Origin of the sequence: Moorella sp. E308F, assembly GCF_006538365.1 — a bacterium.
Taxonomy (GTDB): domain Bacteria; phylum Bacillota; class DSM-521; order Neomoorellales; family Neomoorellaceae; genus Neomoorella.
In genome coordinates this window covers 1,111,583-1,126,444 of record NZ_BJKN01000001.1, presented here as the reverse complement: position 1 = coordinate 1,126,444, position 14,862 = coordinate 1,111,583, and the positions used below count along the sequence as shown (strand labels likewise).

The following is a 14,862-nucleotide window of genomic DNA, read 5'->3' as shown; positions in this document are numbered from 1 at the left end:
CCTCGCTCATCTCCTTACAGCTGCTGGGTACGGTCATCCGGGTACTGGTAATCCAGCATGCTGTTGACAATTTCCGCCAGGAGCATCTCCCCACCCCGGTAACCGACAATGGGGCGTTTTTGATAACCGAAGCGGTCATAGATAGGAAAACCTACCCGCACCAGTGGTACCTGCAGCTCACGGGAGATGTCTACGGCCCGGGAATTACCGATGATCAGGTCCAGGCGCGATTGTTTTTTCAGGTACTCCTCAAACTCGAACAGGTCACCGCCGTTGATGATCAGCGGCGGTTCACCTTCATACCCTGCCTCGGCCAGGATAGCCTCTACATCGTGGACGAAGGTCTTACTGGCCGTACCACCGGCCAGGGCCACCGGCTCCATACCCATTTCCAGCACGAAGCGAGTGACACCGAGCACGATATCAGGGTCCCCCATAACAGCCACCTTTTTCATCATGGTGTGATGCAAGGTGTCGGCCAGGGAATCAACCAAACGTCCCCTTTCCTCTAAGAGGCTCCGGGGGATGGGTTTTCCGGTTATTTCCCGCAACGCCTTTAAAAAGGCATCGGTGCCCTGTACTCCCACCGGCGGCGGCCCCACCACGGCACGCACGCCGTATTTGCGCTCCAGGTAGCGGGCCCCGGCCTGGCCGGCGTGGGGCTGCAGGGCAAAGGTGGCCAGCGAATTGGCCATATCTTTAATTTCCTCTACCTCAGTGCCGCCGGGAGCCCAGTAGGGGACGGACGTTGGCGGCTCCAGGGGAGCGTCCAGGGTATCGGAAATATCAAAGAGCACTATCGCTTCTATACCCATGTGGCGCAGCAGGTGTTTGATCTCCCGGATATCGCCCGGGTAGAGCAGGCCGGGGATGATATTTACCTTGCCGTTGGGCTCCCCTCTGGTGGTAGCCAGGGTCTCCACAAAGGCACGGGAGGCGCGGTCATAACCTTCCACGTGGGACCCGGCAAAGCTGGGGGTGTTAACCAGCACGATGGGGATCTGGTCCGCTTTTTTCGCCCCGATCTCTTTGCGCAGGTTGGCCCTGGCCATTTTGATAAAGCTGACCATATCGTCGCCGATAATCTCGCTGGAACAGGTGGTCACTACACCAATCAACTCCGGCCAGTAACGTACCACCAGGTTGCGAATGCCCTCCACCAGGTTGCGCCGGCCACCAAAAACCGCTGCATCCTCATGGAAGGAGGCGGTGGCGATAACGGCCGGTTCTTTAAAAATACGGCTGAAAGTATAGCGCACGTAGGTGGTACAACCCTGGGCGCCCTGGACAAAGGGAACTGCCTTTTTTACTCCCAGCACCGCCCACATGGCTCCCAGGGGCATACAAGTACGGTTGGGATTGATCACCACACTCCTGCTCGTGGAGGGGATCAGCTCTGCCGGCCGCTCACAATACTCCGGCGTGGCCGGGACTTTGGCGATTTTTATCTGATCGTAAGGTATGCCTGCAATTGGAATTTCCTTTAGCTGCATGCCCTTCCCCCCTCGTCTTTTAATGGAGCACCGTCAAGGCCCCACTGGAATTGCCAAACCGGTGCATAAAGGGCCTGGTAAATATCCCGGGCGAAATTAACCATACCGACAAAGCCGGCGTAAGGACCTTTTTCATAAGAATGGGAGTTTACCGTAGGAATACCCATCTTGCGCGCGATATACTTTTCTTTTAGTCCCGTTAAAAACAGGTCCGGTTTTTCGCTCTTTAGCATCTCTTCGATTTCAAACTCGTTGGGGTTGTCGATAACCAGCATTCCCTCCGGCGCCCGGGCGTTGATCTTTTCATAGTCGTCTTGGTGGGCAAAGGTGCAGGCGACGGCCACCACGGTCATCCCCAGTTCCTCCATCAGCTTGATCCAGTGCCAGACCCGCGGCCCGCCAACGTAAATGGCCACCCGCTTGCCCTTTAACTTTTCCCGGTAGAAAGCCAGGCTCTTCTCTACCCGCTTCATTTCTTCAGCAATTACCTCCTCGGCCCGCTCCTCCAGGCCAAAGAAGGCGGCCGTTTTCCGCAGCGCTTCCGCAGTCTGTTTAATCCCGAAGAGGGAAACGCGAATAAAGGGAATGTTAAACCCGTCTGCCAGCATGTGGGCGATATACTCGGCCGAACGCTGGCAGTGCACCACGTTTAATTTTACGTCGGGCATCTTGACCAGGTTTTCGATGCGCTCGTTACCGCTAAAAACGGCTGCAACGCGCACGCCGATTTTTTCAAAGAGGGGCTTCACCACCTTTAAATCCCAGTCCATGTTGTACTCGCCAATCAGGCAGATGTCATAGGGCGTTTTTTCTTCTTCGCTCATTTTTAGCTCCGGCCGGCGCTCCCTTAACTGCCGTATCTGCCGGTAAAACTGGGTGTTAAAATCGTGGTGACCTTTTGACTGGCTCACCCCGGAGCAACCAGGTGATTCGGAAGTGAAGATCAGCTTGCCGGTTTCCTTCTCAACCTGCCGGGCTATCGCCTGCACGTCGTCGCCGATCAGGCCGGTGGTGCAGGTGGTAAAAATAATCAGGCCCTTTGCTTCAGGGAAGAGCCGGATGGCGTCCAGGCAGGCCCGTTCCAGCTTTTTCATGCCTCCAAAAACAACGTCTTTTTCCTGCATGTCGGTACACACGCAGTAGCGGCGGTTGAAGGCAACATTGGTCAGGCGAGTGGGCGTAGCCCAGAGATAAAAGTCGGACAGATGGCGCCGCGTACCCCAAGTGTACCAGGCACAACCTACGGGCGCATGAACCAGTTGGATGACGTCGGCAATTGGTCCGCCTACGACCCCGCGGGCACCGGCAAAAGCACACCCCCGCTCGGTCATATCCCCGGGAAGGGTGGCGATATTACAGGCCGGAATTATGGATTTCTCCTTTTCGGTGCGGTAAATATGCTTATCCCGCTCGGGAATCGTTTCGTTGCACTTCATTTTTACCATCGGCATGATGTTCTTCTTCCCCCCTAACGGAAAATATCCCCTACCCTCTCAATCAGATGGCCGTCTCTCCCTTTTCCCCCGTGCGTATACGTACTACTTCCTCAACAGGACATATAAAGATACGCCCGTCGCCAATCTGGCCGGTACGGTTGATTTTGATGATTGCCGCCACAACCAGGGACACGTCTTGATCGTCTACCACCAGGGAAAGCATCCTTTTGGGCACGTATTTCATCCCACCCTCCTGGTTTTGCAGTTCGGGGCTGACGGTGAAGGCTACTTCCCCAAGAATGCCTTTCTGCTTACCCCGCCCGACTACCTTGCAGGCGTTCATACCCGGAAAACCTAACACGTCAAGGGCTTTTTTGGTAGCGTTAATTTTATTGGGCCTGATGATGGCAACTATTTCTTTCAAGGAGATCACCCTTTCCCTACAGCCCGGCGGAACCTGTCCGTACGGTGTAGGCTTCTTCCACCGGTGTGACAAAGATTTTGCCGTCACCGAAGTTTCCGGTATGGGCTGACCTGGTAATGATCGCTACCACTTCTTCCACCTGGCTGTCTTCCACTACCAGCATGATCATTACTTTGGGCAGTTCGTCGTAGTAGATACTGCCCATATGAATACCTCTTTGTTTACCCCGCCCGACCACATCCATTTTGGTCAGGGCCACGTATCCGGCTTCAGCCAGGGCATCTACCACTTCTTCGCTTTTTTCGGGACGAATGATAGCCCGGAGCATTTTCATAGCTATAACCCCCGTATATAAATTTTCATCTTCTCTTGAGGCTTCCGGTTTTTAGTCCAGCAGCCCGAATTTGACCACCAGGTTCTCCATTTCGTCCATGGTCATCGGTTGCGGAATGACGAACATATCGTTATCAATGATTTTTCTGGCCAGCTCTTTGTACTCCCGGGCCTGGTTGCAATCCGGATCGAACTGGGTCACCGTCTGGCGGTTAAATTCCGCTTTCTGGACGATATTGTCCCGGGGAATAAAGTGGAGCATCCGGGTACCGATGCGAGAACAAAACTCTTCCATCAATTCCCTCTCCCCATCAACGTTACGGCTGTTGCAGATGATACCCCCCAGCCTGACGCCGCTCTGTTCGGCATACTTGACCATACCGCGACAGATATTATTGGCGGCATAAAGAGCCATCATTTCCCCCGAGGCCACAATGTAGATCTCCTGGGCCTTACCTTCACGCACCGGCATAGCAAAACCGCCGCAGACAACGTCACCCAGTACGTCGAAAAAGATGAAATCCAGGTCCGGTGTATAAGCACCCAGCTCTTCCATCAAACTGATGGCCGTGATTACACCCCTGCCGGCACAACCGACGCCCGGTTCCGGCCCTCCGGACTCGACGCACCTGATCCCGCAAAACCCGGTCTTTACTACCCGGTCGACGGTCACCGCATCTTCTCCGAACTCCCGCAGGGTATCCATCACCGTCTCCTGCGGTTTGCCGCCGAGAATCAACCGGGTGCAATCCGCCTTGGGATCGCAGCCGTGAATCAAGACTTTTTTCCCATAGAAGTAGGCAAGGGCGGCAGCGGTATTTTGCTGGGTGGTGGATTTGCCAATCCCACCCTTTCCGTAAATGGCGATTTTTCTGGTCATAATCAACCCTCCATATTTATTGTTTTTAATGCAAAATCCTAAACCTGCATTTGTTTATACACCCCAGCCGCTGCAGTTTCCATGCCTGCTGTAACGGCTGAAGATGACCTGTATCTTATCGTCCGGCCGGACTTTCCTGCAAAACGTAAAAAGGGTGCTTTTCCTGGAGCAGCTTTGCTCCTTTAAAGCACCCTTGCACTCGTTTAAAAAAGGTTTAATAATCCTGGCCGATAGAATGCCAATAGAATAAAAAAGCGCTATTTCAGAAGACGGAACTCCTGAAAAGCGCCTTTACCTTGCTTCCATCATTGGATAACATGTTTGGGCAATATGAAACGCCTCTTGATAGTATCTCCCGTCAACAAGCGTCCTTCTTTGGATCAATACTCCTCTCGTTCTGCCTTAGTTGATATTTTAAGCCAGGGAGGAACTTTTGTCAACCCATTTTTTTCATTCCCCGAGGTGCTTATCAAAGATTGGGATGAAGAATGGCCTCTTGCCCTTAAAGTTACCTCGTCAACTGATGCTTTATAAAGGCTGCACGGCCACCAGGTTGCTGCCGTCATAATAATCTACTTTAGCCTTAAATTTTTCCATGACAAATCTTAAAGGGACGAGGGTACGGCCGTCAACCACCCGGGCCGGGACATCCAGATAAACCGTCGCTCCGTTTACCAGGGCTTTATTGCTCCCTATTGCCAGGCGAATGGTAGAGCCCTTATTGGTAATTACTACAACACCATTATCATAATTTACCTCTGCGCCCAGCCCCTCGGCCAGGAACCGTACAGGTATCAAGACCCTGCTGTTTTCAATCCGGGGAGGAACGTCAAATTGCAGCGCTTTCCCTTTGATAAAAACCTTTACCTGCAGTTCACCGCTGGCCGCATAAGCCTGATCTAATTGCCGGTAAACCTCTTCGTCATCAGGCTCCTCCTCAAGTACGTCTTCCAGCAGTTCCCGGGCATCCTTAAACTTGCCGGCCTTAAAATACATCATGCCCAGCTGCTTCTTAATTTGCGCCCGGGTGGCAGCATCAAGGGTCGTATCGGCTTCGACGGCATTTTCCAGCTGCTCCGTGACGTCAACAATCTCTTCTGCGTCCTTCCAGGTATCAAGCTGCGCCTTGGCTTCATAAACTGCTTCGGCTACGCTCCGTCCCTCCAGGATTGCTGTCAAAGCAGCACGTGCTACCGGATTTTTCACATGTAACAGGGCATTCTCAACGCCTCTATATACGTGCTTCGCCACACTTTTCCCGTTCTTAACCTTTATTTGTTCCCTTTCGCGATCCCTCTCCCTCGTTCTTTCCTGCTCCTGGTCAGCATCCTGCTGTACATCATCCTGTAACCCGGCTTCCAGTTCCAACTCATACTCCCACGTCCTGCCCTTTTCTCCTCCTCCCCTGGCCCAGGCAGGCAGGACAAAGGAAAACACCAGAGCCACACCTGCTATCAGAGCTAGAACCTTTTTGCCTTTTTGCATATTGACCCTCCCAGCTTTTTAAGGTTTCACCATATTTTTCGCCCCGGCGTTCAATTTTAGGAGGGTCCTGCCAGCCAGTTGCGGCCTAAAGCAAGGAAAATACCCGTCATTATACCCAGGACCAGGGCCACAGCCGCATTGAGTAACAGGCGGGGCCTGACCTTTTCCGGCTCGCTGATGTCATCGATAATCCTGGCCGGGTGCATGGCGGCAAGCCTGTCCTGGAGGGAAAGATACTGCCCTATCAGTCCAACCTTCTCCTGGGCCTGGATTCCCTGTAACTGGACCAGCTGCAGGGTATAAAGTTTCTGCTCGACTTCGCTTAAAGGTGCCTTTTCCAGGCCGGCGATAAGCGCATTAATTTTTTCTTTCTCAGCATTGGATTGTTCCAGATCCTGGCTTATTTTTTGTAGATTTTCTTCCAGCGACGCCCGACGCTCCTCATACACTTTATTCCTCTCTTCAATAAAAAGGGCCACCATTTTAGCCGCCACGGCTGCAACCTGACTGGGATCCCGGCCCTCCAGGAAAAACTTGAGGTAGTTGGTATCTTTGATCGCTTCCCCCCGGGTCTTAAAACTTTTAGGGTCCGCCGGGACTGCCAGCTGCTCCAGGGCTGTGGTTAAGAGAGCCTGGCTCTCAAGTATTGCTTTTCCCTCATTTTGTTGCAAGGCTTTTGCGTCTATCCTTTCTAATTCTATCAGAGCTTCTACTCTATAAACCGGGGGCAACACTAGACTGGCAATGATAGAGGCTAATACGGCAGCCAGAGTGATAAAGGTAATCATCCAGCGCTGGCGCCAGAGGACCAGCAAAATTTCCCTTAAATCTATTTCGTCTTCGTATTGCCGGGCGGGTTCTGATAAGGGGACGTCCATTGTTGCTTCTTAGATCTCCTCCCTATTATTCAACAGCCTGTTACTTCCATCACCTAGCAACCATTTCGTTTCTATTCGACAGTTACAGGAAATCTCCTGCCCAGTTAAACATTAATTAAATCTAACCGCTCCATGCCTCTTCCTTATGTGATATAATTCACTAATGTAGCTGGCGTAGAACCGTAAAATGGACTAAAATGGGGTGCCTCCAGCTGCCCGTTAACATTATTTAACGATGGGACCCTCGCCCGTGCCCTGGCCAAAGTTCTTGAAACTACCGGGCTTGACCGTTACCTGACAGGCCAGAACGCCGGGCCGATATTGTTTCACCACAGGTTCAAGGTGGCCGTGGCCGGTTGCCCTATGCCTGCTCACAACGCAGCTTCGTTCCCCCGCTTCCGGCGGTTCAGTGCGATGCCAGGCGCACATAAATAAAGTCAGCCTTAACACCCGGGCTGACTTTATTACATTGATTCGGTAAAAATACCGGGGTCCTTTAAGTTTGAGTTTGGGTAAGCCCGCGTAAGTTCTCCAACCGGCCCGTTGCATAAAGATAAGACATTATCAACAGGTGGATACCTAAGGAGAGAATGAAAGTTAAGGGCAGGTTCCAGTTGCGATAAAGCAGCATGCCGTTGGCCCGCAGGAGCAGATGGAGTAAGGTGGCACCCAGAGGAAAAGCCAGCAGGATAAGCACCACCGGCAAAATGCTCCTGTACTGGGCCAGGAGATGGCTGAAGACAATTATCAGCGGGAACCAGCTTGCCGCCAGGAAAAGGGGTATGCCGCCGATACTGACCAAATCAACGCGGCGGAAGGTCCAGAAACCGAAGTAGTTTTGCATCAGGTAAACTACCAGGAAAGCCAGGGCTAATCCGCCCACCAACCCGATGAGGGCCAGTTCCTTAACTCGCTCCCAGGGTACAACCAGAAACATGAGAATCAACCCGCCCAGCAAAACAATTGGTCCCGCCAGACCTTCTAAAACCATTTACTATCACCTCAAGGATATTTTCCCCGGAAAATCTATAAATATACATAATGGCGGATTAGCCTCGCACTACTCTGGCGAAATAGGACGCAAACATTAGGCGAAACGTCCGTCCTCATTATCTTCTACCTCATCCTGGAATGTGTAACCACATAAACAGCAAAACCGTCAGAAGGAATATTTTTATCATACAACGAATTATCTTTTAATCATATGCGAGGCTTCGCCAATACTAAATACGTGGACAGGTGATGTAGAATGCAACAGCAAAAGCTGGCAATAATGGACGACACACTTGCTATCTGCAGGCTGGACAGGGATGCTCCACTACCGGAATGGGCACAGAGGAGCAGTTTTTTCTCTTGCACTCGAACCCATTCTGAGCTTTCAATTGTCTGTTCCCAGAAAGATGTACCCGTAAATGTCCTTTGCGAAAAGGGGTGGCGATGCTTGAAAATAGAAGGTCCCTTAGATTTTTCTTTGACGGGAATTTTGGCATCACTGGTTACCCCCCTGGCTAAGGCGGGAATAAGTATTTTTGCGATATCGACCTATGATACGGATTATTTGCTGGTTAAAGAGGAACAACTTGGTTTAGCAATCCGTGTCCTTAAGCAAAGTGGCCACCATATTGAGTGATTGACCGTTTCCTATCGCTCAGACTGACAGTTTTTTCTCTCCTGACGTAGACTACAGAAATACCTCTGTGGGGTACATCATAAACAACATGCCCCAAATTACCATCTCGTCCTTTTTCTGAGTGCCCAGTTCCTCCTTGGTTTGATTTCGCTCTGCAGCCTAAAAGGAAAAAAGATAAGGGTGTTTTTCTGCATGAAAGCTGTCTTATATATGACAGGTTTTCAAGTAATAAATGCTGATTTGTTTGTGAGGGAAGTGGCGGCGGTGTTTGAGGTAGGAAGGTAAGAGTTGAAAAAGGGATATTTGAGGGAGGAACCTTTATTGCCATCTAACAAGCGTAAGGTTATCCGGGTATTTTGTGATGAAAGCCGGCAGACAAAAGCCAGGTATATGGTACTCGCTGGCATTTGGATACCTCAAAAATATATACCTGAATATGAAGATCATCATAAAAAAACCATTGAAGTCACCTTCAAGGTGTCTGTGGATTCAGATGGTGGAGGCGGGGCGCATACTTTCAAATCCACAATTCAAATCGGTAACATAAGGCATAAACTGTAAGTAATGCCCCTTTAAATCTAAAATTCTACCTCCTCCTCTTCACTGGCGAATTTAGGTATTTTCACTTTACCTGCCTTCTTCTTGCTGATTTGCCTAAACCTGGAATCCTAAAAGGCCACCATCCTCTTGGTCATTCAATTCTAGACGAACCGCTTCACGAAATTGGTTTTCAAAGCCGGGGGAAAAATCTCCCCAGGGAACATCATCCCGATTAATTGTCATGATATATTGGAATCCTAACCTTCCCGCTTCTTTTGCAGCTAACTCTATAGCTTTAGCTTTTTGGCGGTTATCAACACCTTCGAATATCAGGCTATCATGAACTAGGAATTTGGGAAATCGGTTAATGCGTGGAAGCTGCATTAACATAAGGTCATAACAAAATATCTTCATATTACTGATGCCTTGACTGCGAGCTCGTTCGATCTCAACCTCAAACTTATAGCCACTATCGGTAACTTCAATCAGCAAATCCCCAGGTACTTCATAAAGTACTTGGGAATTTTGGTTAAAAAGTAAAATGGCTTCCTTCCGAAGTTCCTCTCGCTCTGATAAATCCATCTCAGCCTTTTCTTTAAGATCCTCGCGTTCTCGCCTGATTGCACTTTTTCCCTCTTCTAGCTCGACTCTTTCATTATAAGCTCTTTCAACTTCCTTTAATTCATCCAAGGTTGCATAGTATTGCCTTTCTAAAGCCATATAGTCCTCTAATGCTCCACAGGTTGACAACACCGCTAGAATCTCGGCCCTTCTATCAGTAAGTTTTTTTATTTCAACGCGGCGCTCTTCAATAGTAGTTTTAAGTTTTTCAATCTCACGTTCAACGAAATATCGTCTATTGGCTATTACAGCTTCATGAAACGCTTTTACTTCTTCAAGTCGTTTACGAACCTGATCCGGAAAAGCAACACCCACTTCTTTATAAATTTTTTCCACATCGCTAGGATTAATGTCAACCTCTTCCTCTCTACTAACTTCTTGATAATGCGCAATTAGTTGCTCATCACTAATATTATCATTAACTAATTGGTGGATTTGCTCGGTCAAGTTATTTGCTAGTTGCTCCATCGCTTCATATTGTTCATGTACTCTAAAAGTATTAAGAGCAACTCGATCCTTTTCCACCTGCTCCTTTAAACGTGTTAATTTAGCAAATAAGGCCGCTTTAGTAACCTTTTTACCGGTTGGTAAATTAATGTTTTGTATTTCACCTAATACCTTAAAGCGTTTCTCCTTATCTCGGAGCGCCTGCCAGCGGCCAGCATAATCTGGATTTAAACGTAAAAGAAAAGTAGTACAAACTTGCTCATCCCATTGTTGTTGCTTCCGGTTATTGGAAAATGGCGAATGATAGGCATCTTTACCTACTCTAATAAGATAAGAAAGTAAAGAACGGAATTTTGGATAATAGGGTTCGAGAGGTTTTAAAGGAAGGTCAAAAAATAACGGCCCTGCTGCCTCCGTAAACGCTGAACGAGTTATTGTTATTCTTTTTTCTCCAGATGGTAAATCGACAGAAAAATAATCATTAAATCCGTGTAGTGGTATTGGGGTTTCGATAGTAATAACATTACTTTTATTTCCTACAGGCCGAGAAAATTTTATTTCTTTACCCTTATAGGCCATTACTACTGTGAATATCCAGCCTTCCAGTGCAGACTTTTTAAAAATAGATTGCTTATCTTTAGACACATCCTTCCCAAGGCAGTAATGTATAATCTCTAGAAATGTAGTCTTCCCCGCTCCATTCGTCGTGTCGCGTTCTTTAGCCTTCTTATCACGATCAGCAAGTATAACATTTAAGCCGGGTTTAAAGATGGCTTTATTGGCCTTAAAACGAGGATCATTTGCGAGTACTTGTTTTATCATCATAGGGTTTCACTCCTAGTAAGAACGCCTCCATACATCCTGATAGTACCTAGGGTAAAAAGCATGTCAAGGCATAAAACAAATTGAGCAAAATTTGGTTTAGAGCCGCATAACTTATCTGGAGCTAACTCTGATAGCTTTTCCCATAACGATGATACCGTTTGTGGTCTATCTAAAATTTGGAGGATAACAAAACCAATTCCTAATAACGATCTATAGTTAGCCATGTGTTTACTGGGCAGGATCATGTTATTCCCTCACTCGTTTCAAACACATCGCAGGTAACAAAGAAATAAACCAGGACAGCAAGCCCTGCACCCTGAATTCTTGTATCTTGGGAATTTATGGATGCAAACGCTAATAATTTACCAAAAATTAGATCGGGCTCATCATGATGTTTATCCCTGAGGTCAAGGTATTCCTGTACAAACCGTTTTCTTAGCACTTCTCCTACAGCAGGGTTTGGATGTCGATTAATATAATCCTCTACTCTATAAGATTCACATATACCGATGCGGATTAGATTTTCGGAGTGTCTCCCCAATCTATTGTATTTGATTTTTTTATCAGGAGGTACTAATGTTCCAACCGGAGTAGCATCCGGAGGTACTGTTGATAAGTAATCCACTATAACCTTTAATTCTGCAAAAGTTACATTCTGAACTTCACCACGTGAGGGAACTGGGCCAAGAATTTCATTCCGCTTTTGAAGAGGCAAGGCTTCAACTACTTGCCATAATCTTTGCCGATCCCAAAAAGTAATATGTATTTCAGGGTAAGTTTTTTTAAGTTGGTCGACATAGTTAATAACTTGGGCAGGTAAACCTACTTTAGCATTATGAACCAAAGTCCACTCTTTAACTGCTGAACCCCATTTTTCAAGGCATCCTTTTAGATCGGTTTTAATTTTAGCAATGAAATTTGTTACCTTTAAATTATCAGGTGCATAACATTGGAAATACTGCCCGCCCTTGCGTCCATCGCATTTCCAGTCTCCTTGGTTTCCGTAAGCCCTCACTGGTTGAAAATCGGTGGGATAGGCTCTCATCATAATTTGCTCAAAAAGCGTTTGAAACGCAGAGCCAGATGATTCCAGAACCCTATTTTGGAAAACGTGGTAATGAAATAAGCGTTCGATAGTATCTCCTGAAGAATGCATTGTTTTTCATCCTAAAAGTATTATTCATTACCATAACCAATAGCTTAAAGGGCCAACTTTGGCCCCCTAAAATCTATAATTTAGACATGGACTTTATAAGTTAGTTCTACATTAAATTAAGAATCCCTTCTATTTGGTTAAAAAAAGTTATCACGGAAAACATTTCCCCTATCCCAATAAGTAAACAAAAAGCCCCCGGGCCCGCAGTTAACCTGCGTCCCAAGGGTTTCTCTTATTACTACGTTTGTACTCCGATAACATGGCCAGATCGGCCACACCGTCGGCAATATAGTCCCGGGTGGAGACGTCGTCCAGAGAGACTCAATTGGCCGAGGTGGTAGAGGGGTTCTTACCTCAGACCATTTTTTCAAGCCTTCAGACCCTGCCTTCCGATCTTAGCAGCAGCATTTACCTCCCGGCTGGAAGGCAAGGCGGTCCGAAGAGTATGGCTAGGTAATTCCAAGCCACCATACCGAGCCAATTCCTTGATCCACTGATAACTCACTATTCCCCTCGTTTACCACGGGACAACGGTTTTTCCGCTACCTGTGCTTCCTGTCTCCATAACTTCACCCTTATCTTGTAAATTTTCTTCCGCCAAAGTTTCTTTTTCTCCATTTTCTACTGGTTGCTGGCTCAAGGGACCCTGGCGTTCCTCCTCATTTTCACTTTCGTTAATCTCATCTACGATCTTCTGATCCATTTTTTCTTCCCTTTTTACTGTAACTATAACCTTCCTCAACTCCTTCGCCTCCGAGAACTGCTCATAATCAAGGATCCTTAACTTCGCCGGCGGTGTGCCGTCGGGGAGAAATACCAGGCAAAACTTTGAGCGCATTTTCTGGATCTCGTCCGGGGTCATCAGTTCCCGGCCGGTAATACCGAGGCTACGCCTGTCGTCAAATAACCCCTGTCCCCATATTGGGTTAACTTCCCGGGTAGCGCTTCTTGTTTCCACGGTACTTTCCCCTAGCATACGGCTTACGTAGCGGGCGGTAGTATCATCTTTCACGCCTATAATTAACTTCGTGTCGCAGCAGGCCATTATTTCCTCCCATGTCCGTCCATATTTCCTTTCCAACTGGGGAATGCTCTGGACTATAACATGGCAGTCGAGGCCGCGGCTGCGGACGGTGGCGATTTTCTTTTCAAACTCCGGAATGCTTACGATATTGGCGAACTCATCCAGGAGAAATCTGACCTGCACCGGTAAACGGCCATTGGAAGAAGTATCAGCAACCTCCACCAGCCGGACGAATAAAAAAGTAAACAGCAGTGAAGCCAGAAAATCAAAGGCACCGTGGGTATCCGGGGTAATGATGAAGTAAGCGCACTTTCCCTTGCCAGGTAACGTTAAGTCTATATCGCTGTCACCAGTTATGCGTCGCACCATTTCTTGCTGAAAAACTTGCAACCGGGTACCCAGCCCGATTACCACCCCACCTTTGACGTTATCGCCGGCCATGGCATAAACATTATACGGTCCTTTTGCTGGATGGCCCGGTGGAAGTTTGGTGAACAAGGCATCCACTTGTTCAAAATCACCTGCAGCTAATATATCATAAAGGGAGCCAAAATTGCGTTTATCCGCAGGCAGTTCTGTGGTTACATAAAGGGCCAGTGCTTTTAGCAAGTTCTGTTCAGCCCGGTCCCAGAAGGCGTCACCGCCCTTTTTAGGCCCGGTTTCAGTTGTGCTGATAACCACCTGGGCAAAAACGTCGGCATCCAATGGGGTCCTGATCTCCCCCAGAGGGTTCCAGTGATCCGATTGTTCCATTTGGACCAGGTTGAAGCCCTTAACCGTGTACCCTTTTGACTTTAACCAGCCGGCCATGCTGCGGTAAAGCTCGCCCTTGGGATCCGTCACCAGGACGCTCTCCCCTGAACGGACCGCCGCGAAGATATTGGGCCGGACATAGCCACGGCTTTTGCCGGAACCGGGGGCGCCGACCACGAGCACATGGCGGTTCATCCAGGTCTTGGGTTTAGGGGGGATACGAACCGGCGCTGCGCCTAAAGCGCCCAGTATTATTCCCGGGCCGAAGCCGAAGTCGCAAACCCGCGCCAGGTCGCTTTTCACGGCCCACCTGGCGCTGCCGTAGGTGGCATCGTTCTTTTTTATCTTTATCCCGTTCCCGGTGGCGTTAATTATCGCCCAGTCAAACTGCCAGGCTATCCGGCGCAGGGTCCATATTACCGCGATGAAAACATTGAGGCCGATCCACCAGGAACGCACTTCAGGCTGGGAGATATGGCCGCCCAGCCAGGCCCTGGCAGTTGCCACCGGGTGCTGGAAGTACCACAAGGCTGAAGTATAATTGGGGTGCCCGTGCAGGCCCCCGGCCAGCCATTTATAAGCTGCCGCAAAGATGGCGGCTACAGGACCGAGCAACCACACGTCGATGATGTACAATACCGCCAGGCTCGTTATGAAGCCGACTGCCAGCAAAAGAAACCCTATGCCGTTATTGCCGGTTTTCTCCGTGAAACTTGCAAATATCTTGTTGAACATAAAAATCACCTCCTAAAAAGAAAAGGCCCGGGAAATTAACCTTCCGGTGCCTTTTTACAAAACTTTTACAAACAAAAGGTAAGCGTCAAATATAACCCACTTTTTGCCCTTACGTAAGATAAGAATAAAGAACCCCCACCGATTTCTGAGATGGGGGCTAAAACAAGCTTAATTATTCATCCGGCAAATGGGGGGCAGAGTT

General features: G+C 48.6%; 16 protein-coding genes. 3 read left to right on the top strand and 13 right to left on the bottom strand.

Features of this window, described 5'->3' with window-relative positions; all coding sequences use genetic code 11:
- Positions 1–14: 14 nt before the first annotated feature.
- Genes E308F_RS05640 through nifH form a run of 5 tightly spaced genes read right to left on the bottom strand, consistent with a single transcriptional unit; the run spans position 15 to position 4,566 of the window.
- A complete protein-coding gene (locus tag E308F_RS05640) occupies positions 15–1,493 on the bottom strand; it encodes a nitrogenase component 1 (protein ID WP_141263916.1) in 1,479 nt (492 codons plus the stop codon).
- Positions 1,484–2,944 (bottom strand): nitrogenase component I subunit alpha, encoded by a 1,461-nt coding sequence (locus E308F_RS05635; RefSeq protein ID WP_054936571.1) that lies wholly within the window; start codon positions 2,942–2,944, stop codon positions 1,484–1,486. The genes E308F_RS05640 and E308F_RS05635 overlap by 10 nt, the downstream gene beginning before the upstream one ends.
- Before the next feature lie 46 nt (positions 2,945–2,990).
- Positions 2,991–3,353, bottom strand: coding sequence for a P-II family nitrogen regulator (locus E308F_RS05630; protein ID WP_172613843.1), 363 nt, complete (start codon positions 3,351–3,353; stop codon positions 2,991–2,993).
- Between the two features lie 16 nt (positions 3,354–3,369).
- Complete coding sequence (locus tag E308F_RS05625; protein WP_054936573.1) at positions 3,370–3,687, bottom strand: P-II family nitrogen regulator; 318 nt, start codon at positions 3,685–3,687, stop codon at positions 3,370–3,372.
- 51 nt (positions 3,688–3,738) lie between these two features.
- The gene (gene nifH, locus E308F_RS05620; RefSeq protein ID WP_141263915.1) at positions 3,739–4,566 is read right to left on the bottom strand and encodes a nitrogenase iron protein; all 828 of its coding nucleotides are present in this window, start codon (positions 4,564–4,566) and stop codon (positions 3,739–3,741) included.
- Between the two features lie 330 nt (positions 4,567–4,896).
- Here nifH and E308F_RS16115 point away from each other — a divergent pair, with 330 nt between their 5' ends.
- Positions 4,897–5,100: a hypothetical protein gene (locus E308F_RS16115; protein WP_216364457.1), complete on the top strand. Its 204-nt coding sequence runs from the start codon at positions 4,897–4,899 to the stop codon at positions 5,098–5,100.
- Here the strand turns inward: E308F_RS16115 and E308F_RS05615 are convergent.
- From E308F_RS05615 to E308F_RS05605, 4 genes are all read right to left on the bottom strand, one after another.
- The gene (locus tag E308F_RS05615) at positions 5,095–6,051 is read right to left on the bottom strand and encodes a copper amine oxidase N-terminal domain-containing protein (protein ID WP_141263914.1); all 957 of its coding nucleotides are present in this window, start codon (positions 6,049–6,051) and stop codon (positions 5,095–5,097) included. The genes E308F_RS16115 and E308F_RS05615 overlap by 6 nt on opposite strands.
- 56 nt (positions 6,052–6,107) lie before the next feature.
- A complete protein-coding gene (locus E308F_RS05610; protein WP_141263913.1) occupies positions 6,108–6,929 on the bottom strand; it encodes a Wzz/FepE/Etk N-terminal domain-containing protein in 822 nt (273 codons plus the stop codon).
- 225 nt (positions 6,930–7,154) lie between these two features.
- The gene (locus E308F_RS15755; RefSeq protein ID WP_172613441.1) at positions 7,155–7,304 is read right to left on the bottom strand and encodes a hypothetical protein; all 150 of its coding nucleotides are present in this window, start codon (positions 7,302–7,304) and stop codon (positions 7,155–7,157) included.
- A gap of 121 nt (positions 7,305–7,425) precedes the next feature.
- Positions 7,426–7,920: a hypothetical protein gene (locus tag E308F_RS05605; RefSeq protein WP_141263912.1), complete on the bottom strand. Its 495-nt coding sequence runs from the start codon at positions 7,918–7,920 to the stop codon at positions 7,426–7,428.
- A gap of 258 nt (positions 7,921–8,178) precedes the next feature.
- Here E308F_RS05605 and E308F_RS16635 point away from each other — a divergent pair, with 258 nt between their 5' ends.
- Both E308F_RS16635 and E308F_RS05595 read left to right on the top strand, forming a co-directional pair.
- Positions 8,179–8,559: an ACT domain-containing protein gene (locus E308F_RS16635; RefSeq protein ID WP_141263911.1), complete on the top strand. Its 381-nt coding sequence runs from the start codon at positions 8,179–8,181 to the stop codon at positions 8,557–8,559.
- 321 nt (positions 8,560–8,880) lie between these two features.
- On the top strand, positions 8,881–9,120 hold the full coding sequence (locus E308F_RS05595) for a hypothetical protein (RefSeq protein ID WP_141263910.1): 240 nt from the start codon (positions 8,881–8,883) through the stop codon (positions 9,118–9,120).
- 93 nt (positions 9,121–9,213) lie between these two features.
- On the opposite strand, the gene E308F_RS05590 is transcribed toward E308F_RS05595, so the two are convergent.
- The 4 genes from E308F_RS05590 to E308F_RS05580 all read right to left on the bottom strand — a co-directional run bounded on the left by E308F_RS05590 (position 9,214) and on the right by E308F_RS05580 (position 14,660).
- Positions 9,214–10,992: an ABC-three component system protein gene (locus tag E308F_RS05590; protein WP_141263909.1), complete on the bottom strand. Its 1,779-nt coding sequence runs from the start codon at positions 10,990–10,992 to the stop codon at positions 9,214–9,216.
- Complete coding sequence (locus tag E308F_RS16835) at positions 10,989–11,237, bottom strand: ABC-three component system middle component 6 (protein WP_373995949.1); 249 nt, start codon at positions 11,235–11,237, stop codon at positions 10,989–10,991. The genes E308F_RS05590 and E308F_RS16835 overlap by 4 nt, the downstream gene beginning before the upstream one ends.
- The gene (locus E308F_RS05585) at positions 11,234–12,148 is read right to left on the bottom strand and encodes an ABC-three component system protein (protein ID WP_141263908.1); all 915 of its coding nucleotides are present in this window, start codon (positions 12,146–12,148) and stop codon (positions 11,234–11,236) included. The genes E308F_RS16835 and E308F_RS05585 overlap by 4 nt, the downstream gene beginning before the upstream one ends.
- A 517-nt stretch (positions 12,149–12,665) precedes the next feature.
- Entirely contained in the window at positions 12,666–14,660 is a 1,995-nt protein-coding gene (locus tag E308F_RS05580) for a VirD4-like conjugal transfer protein, CD1115 family (RefSeq protein WP_141263907.1), read from the bottom strand.
- Positions 14,661–14,862: the final 202 nt, after the last annotated feature.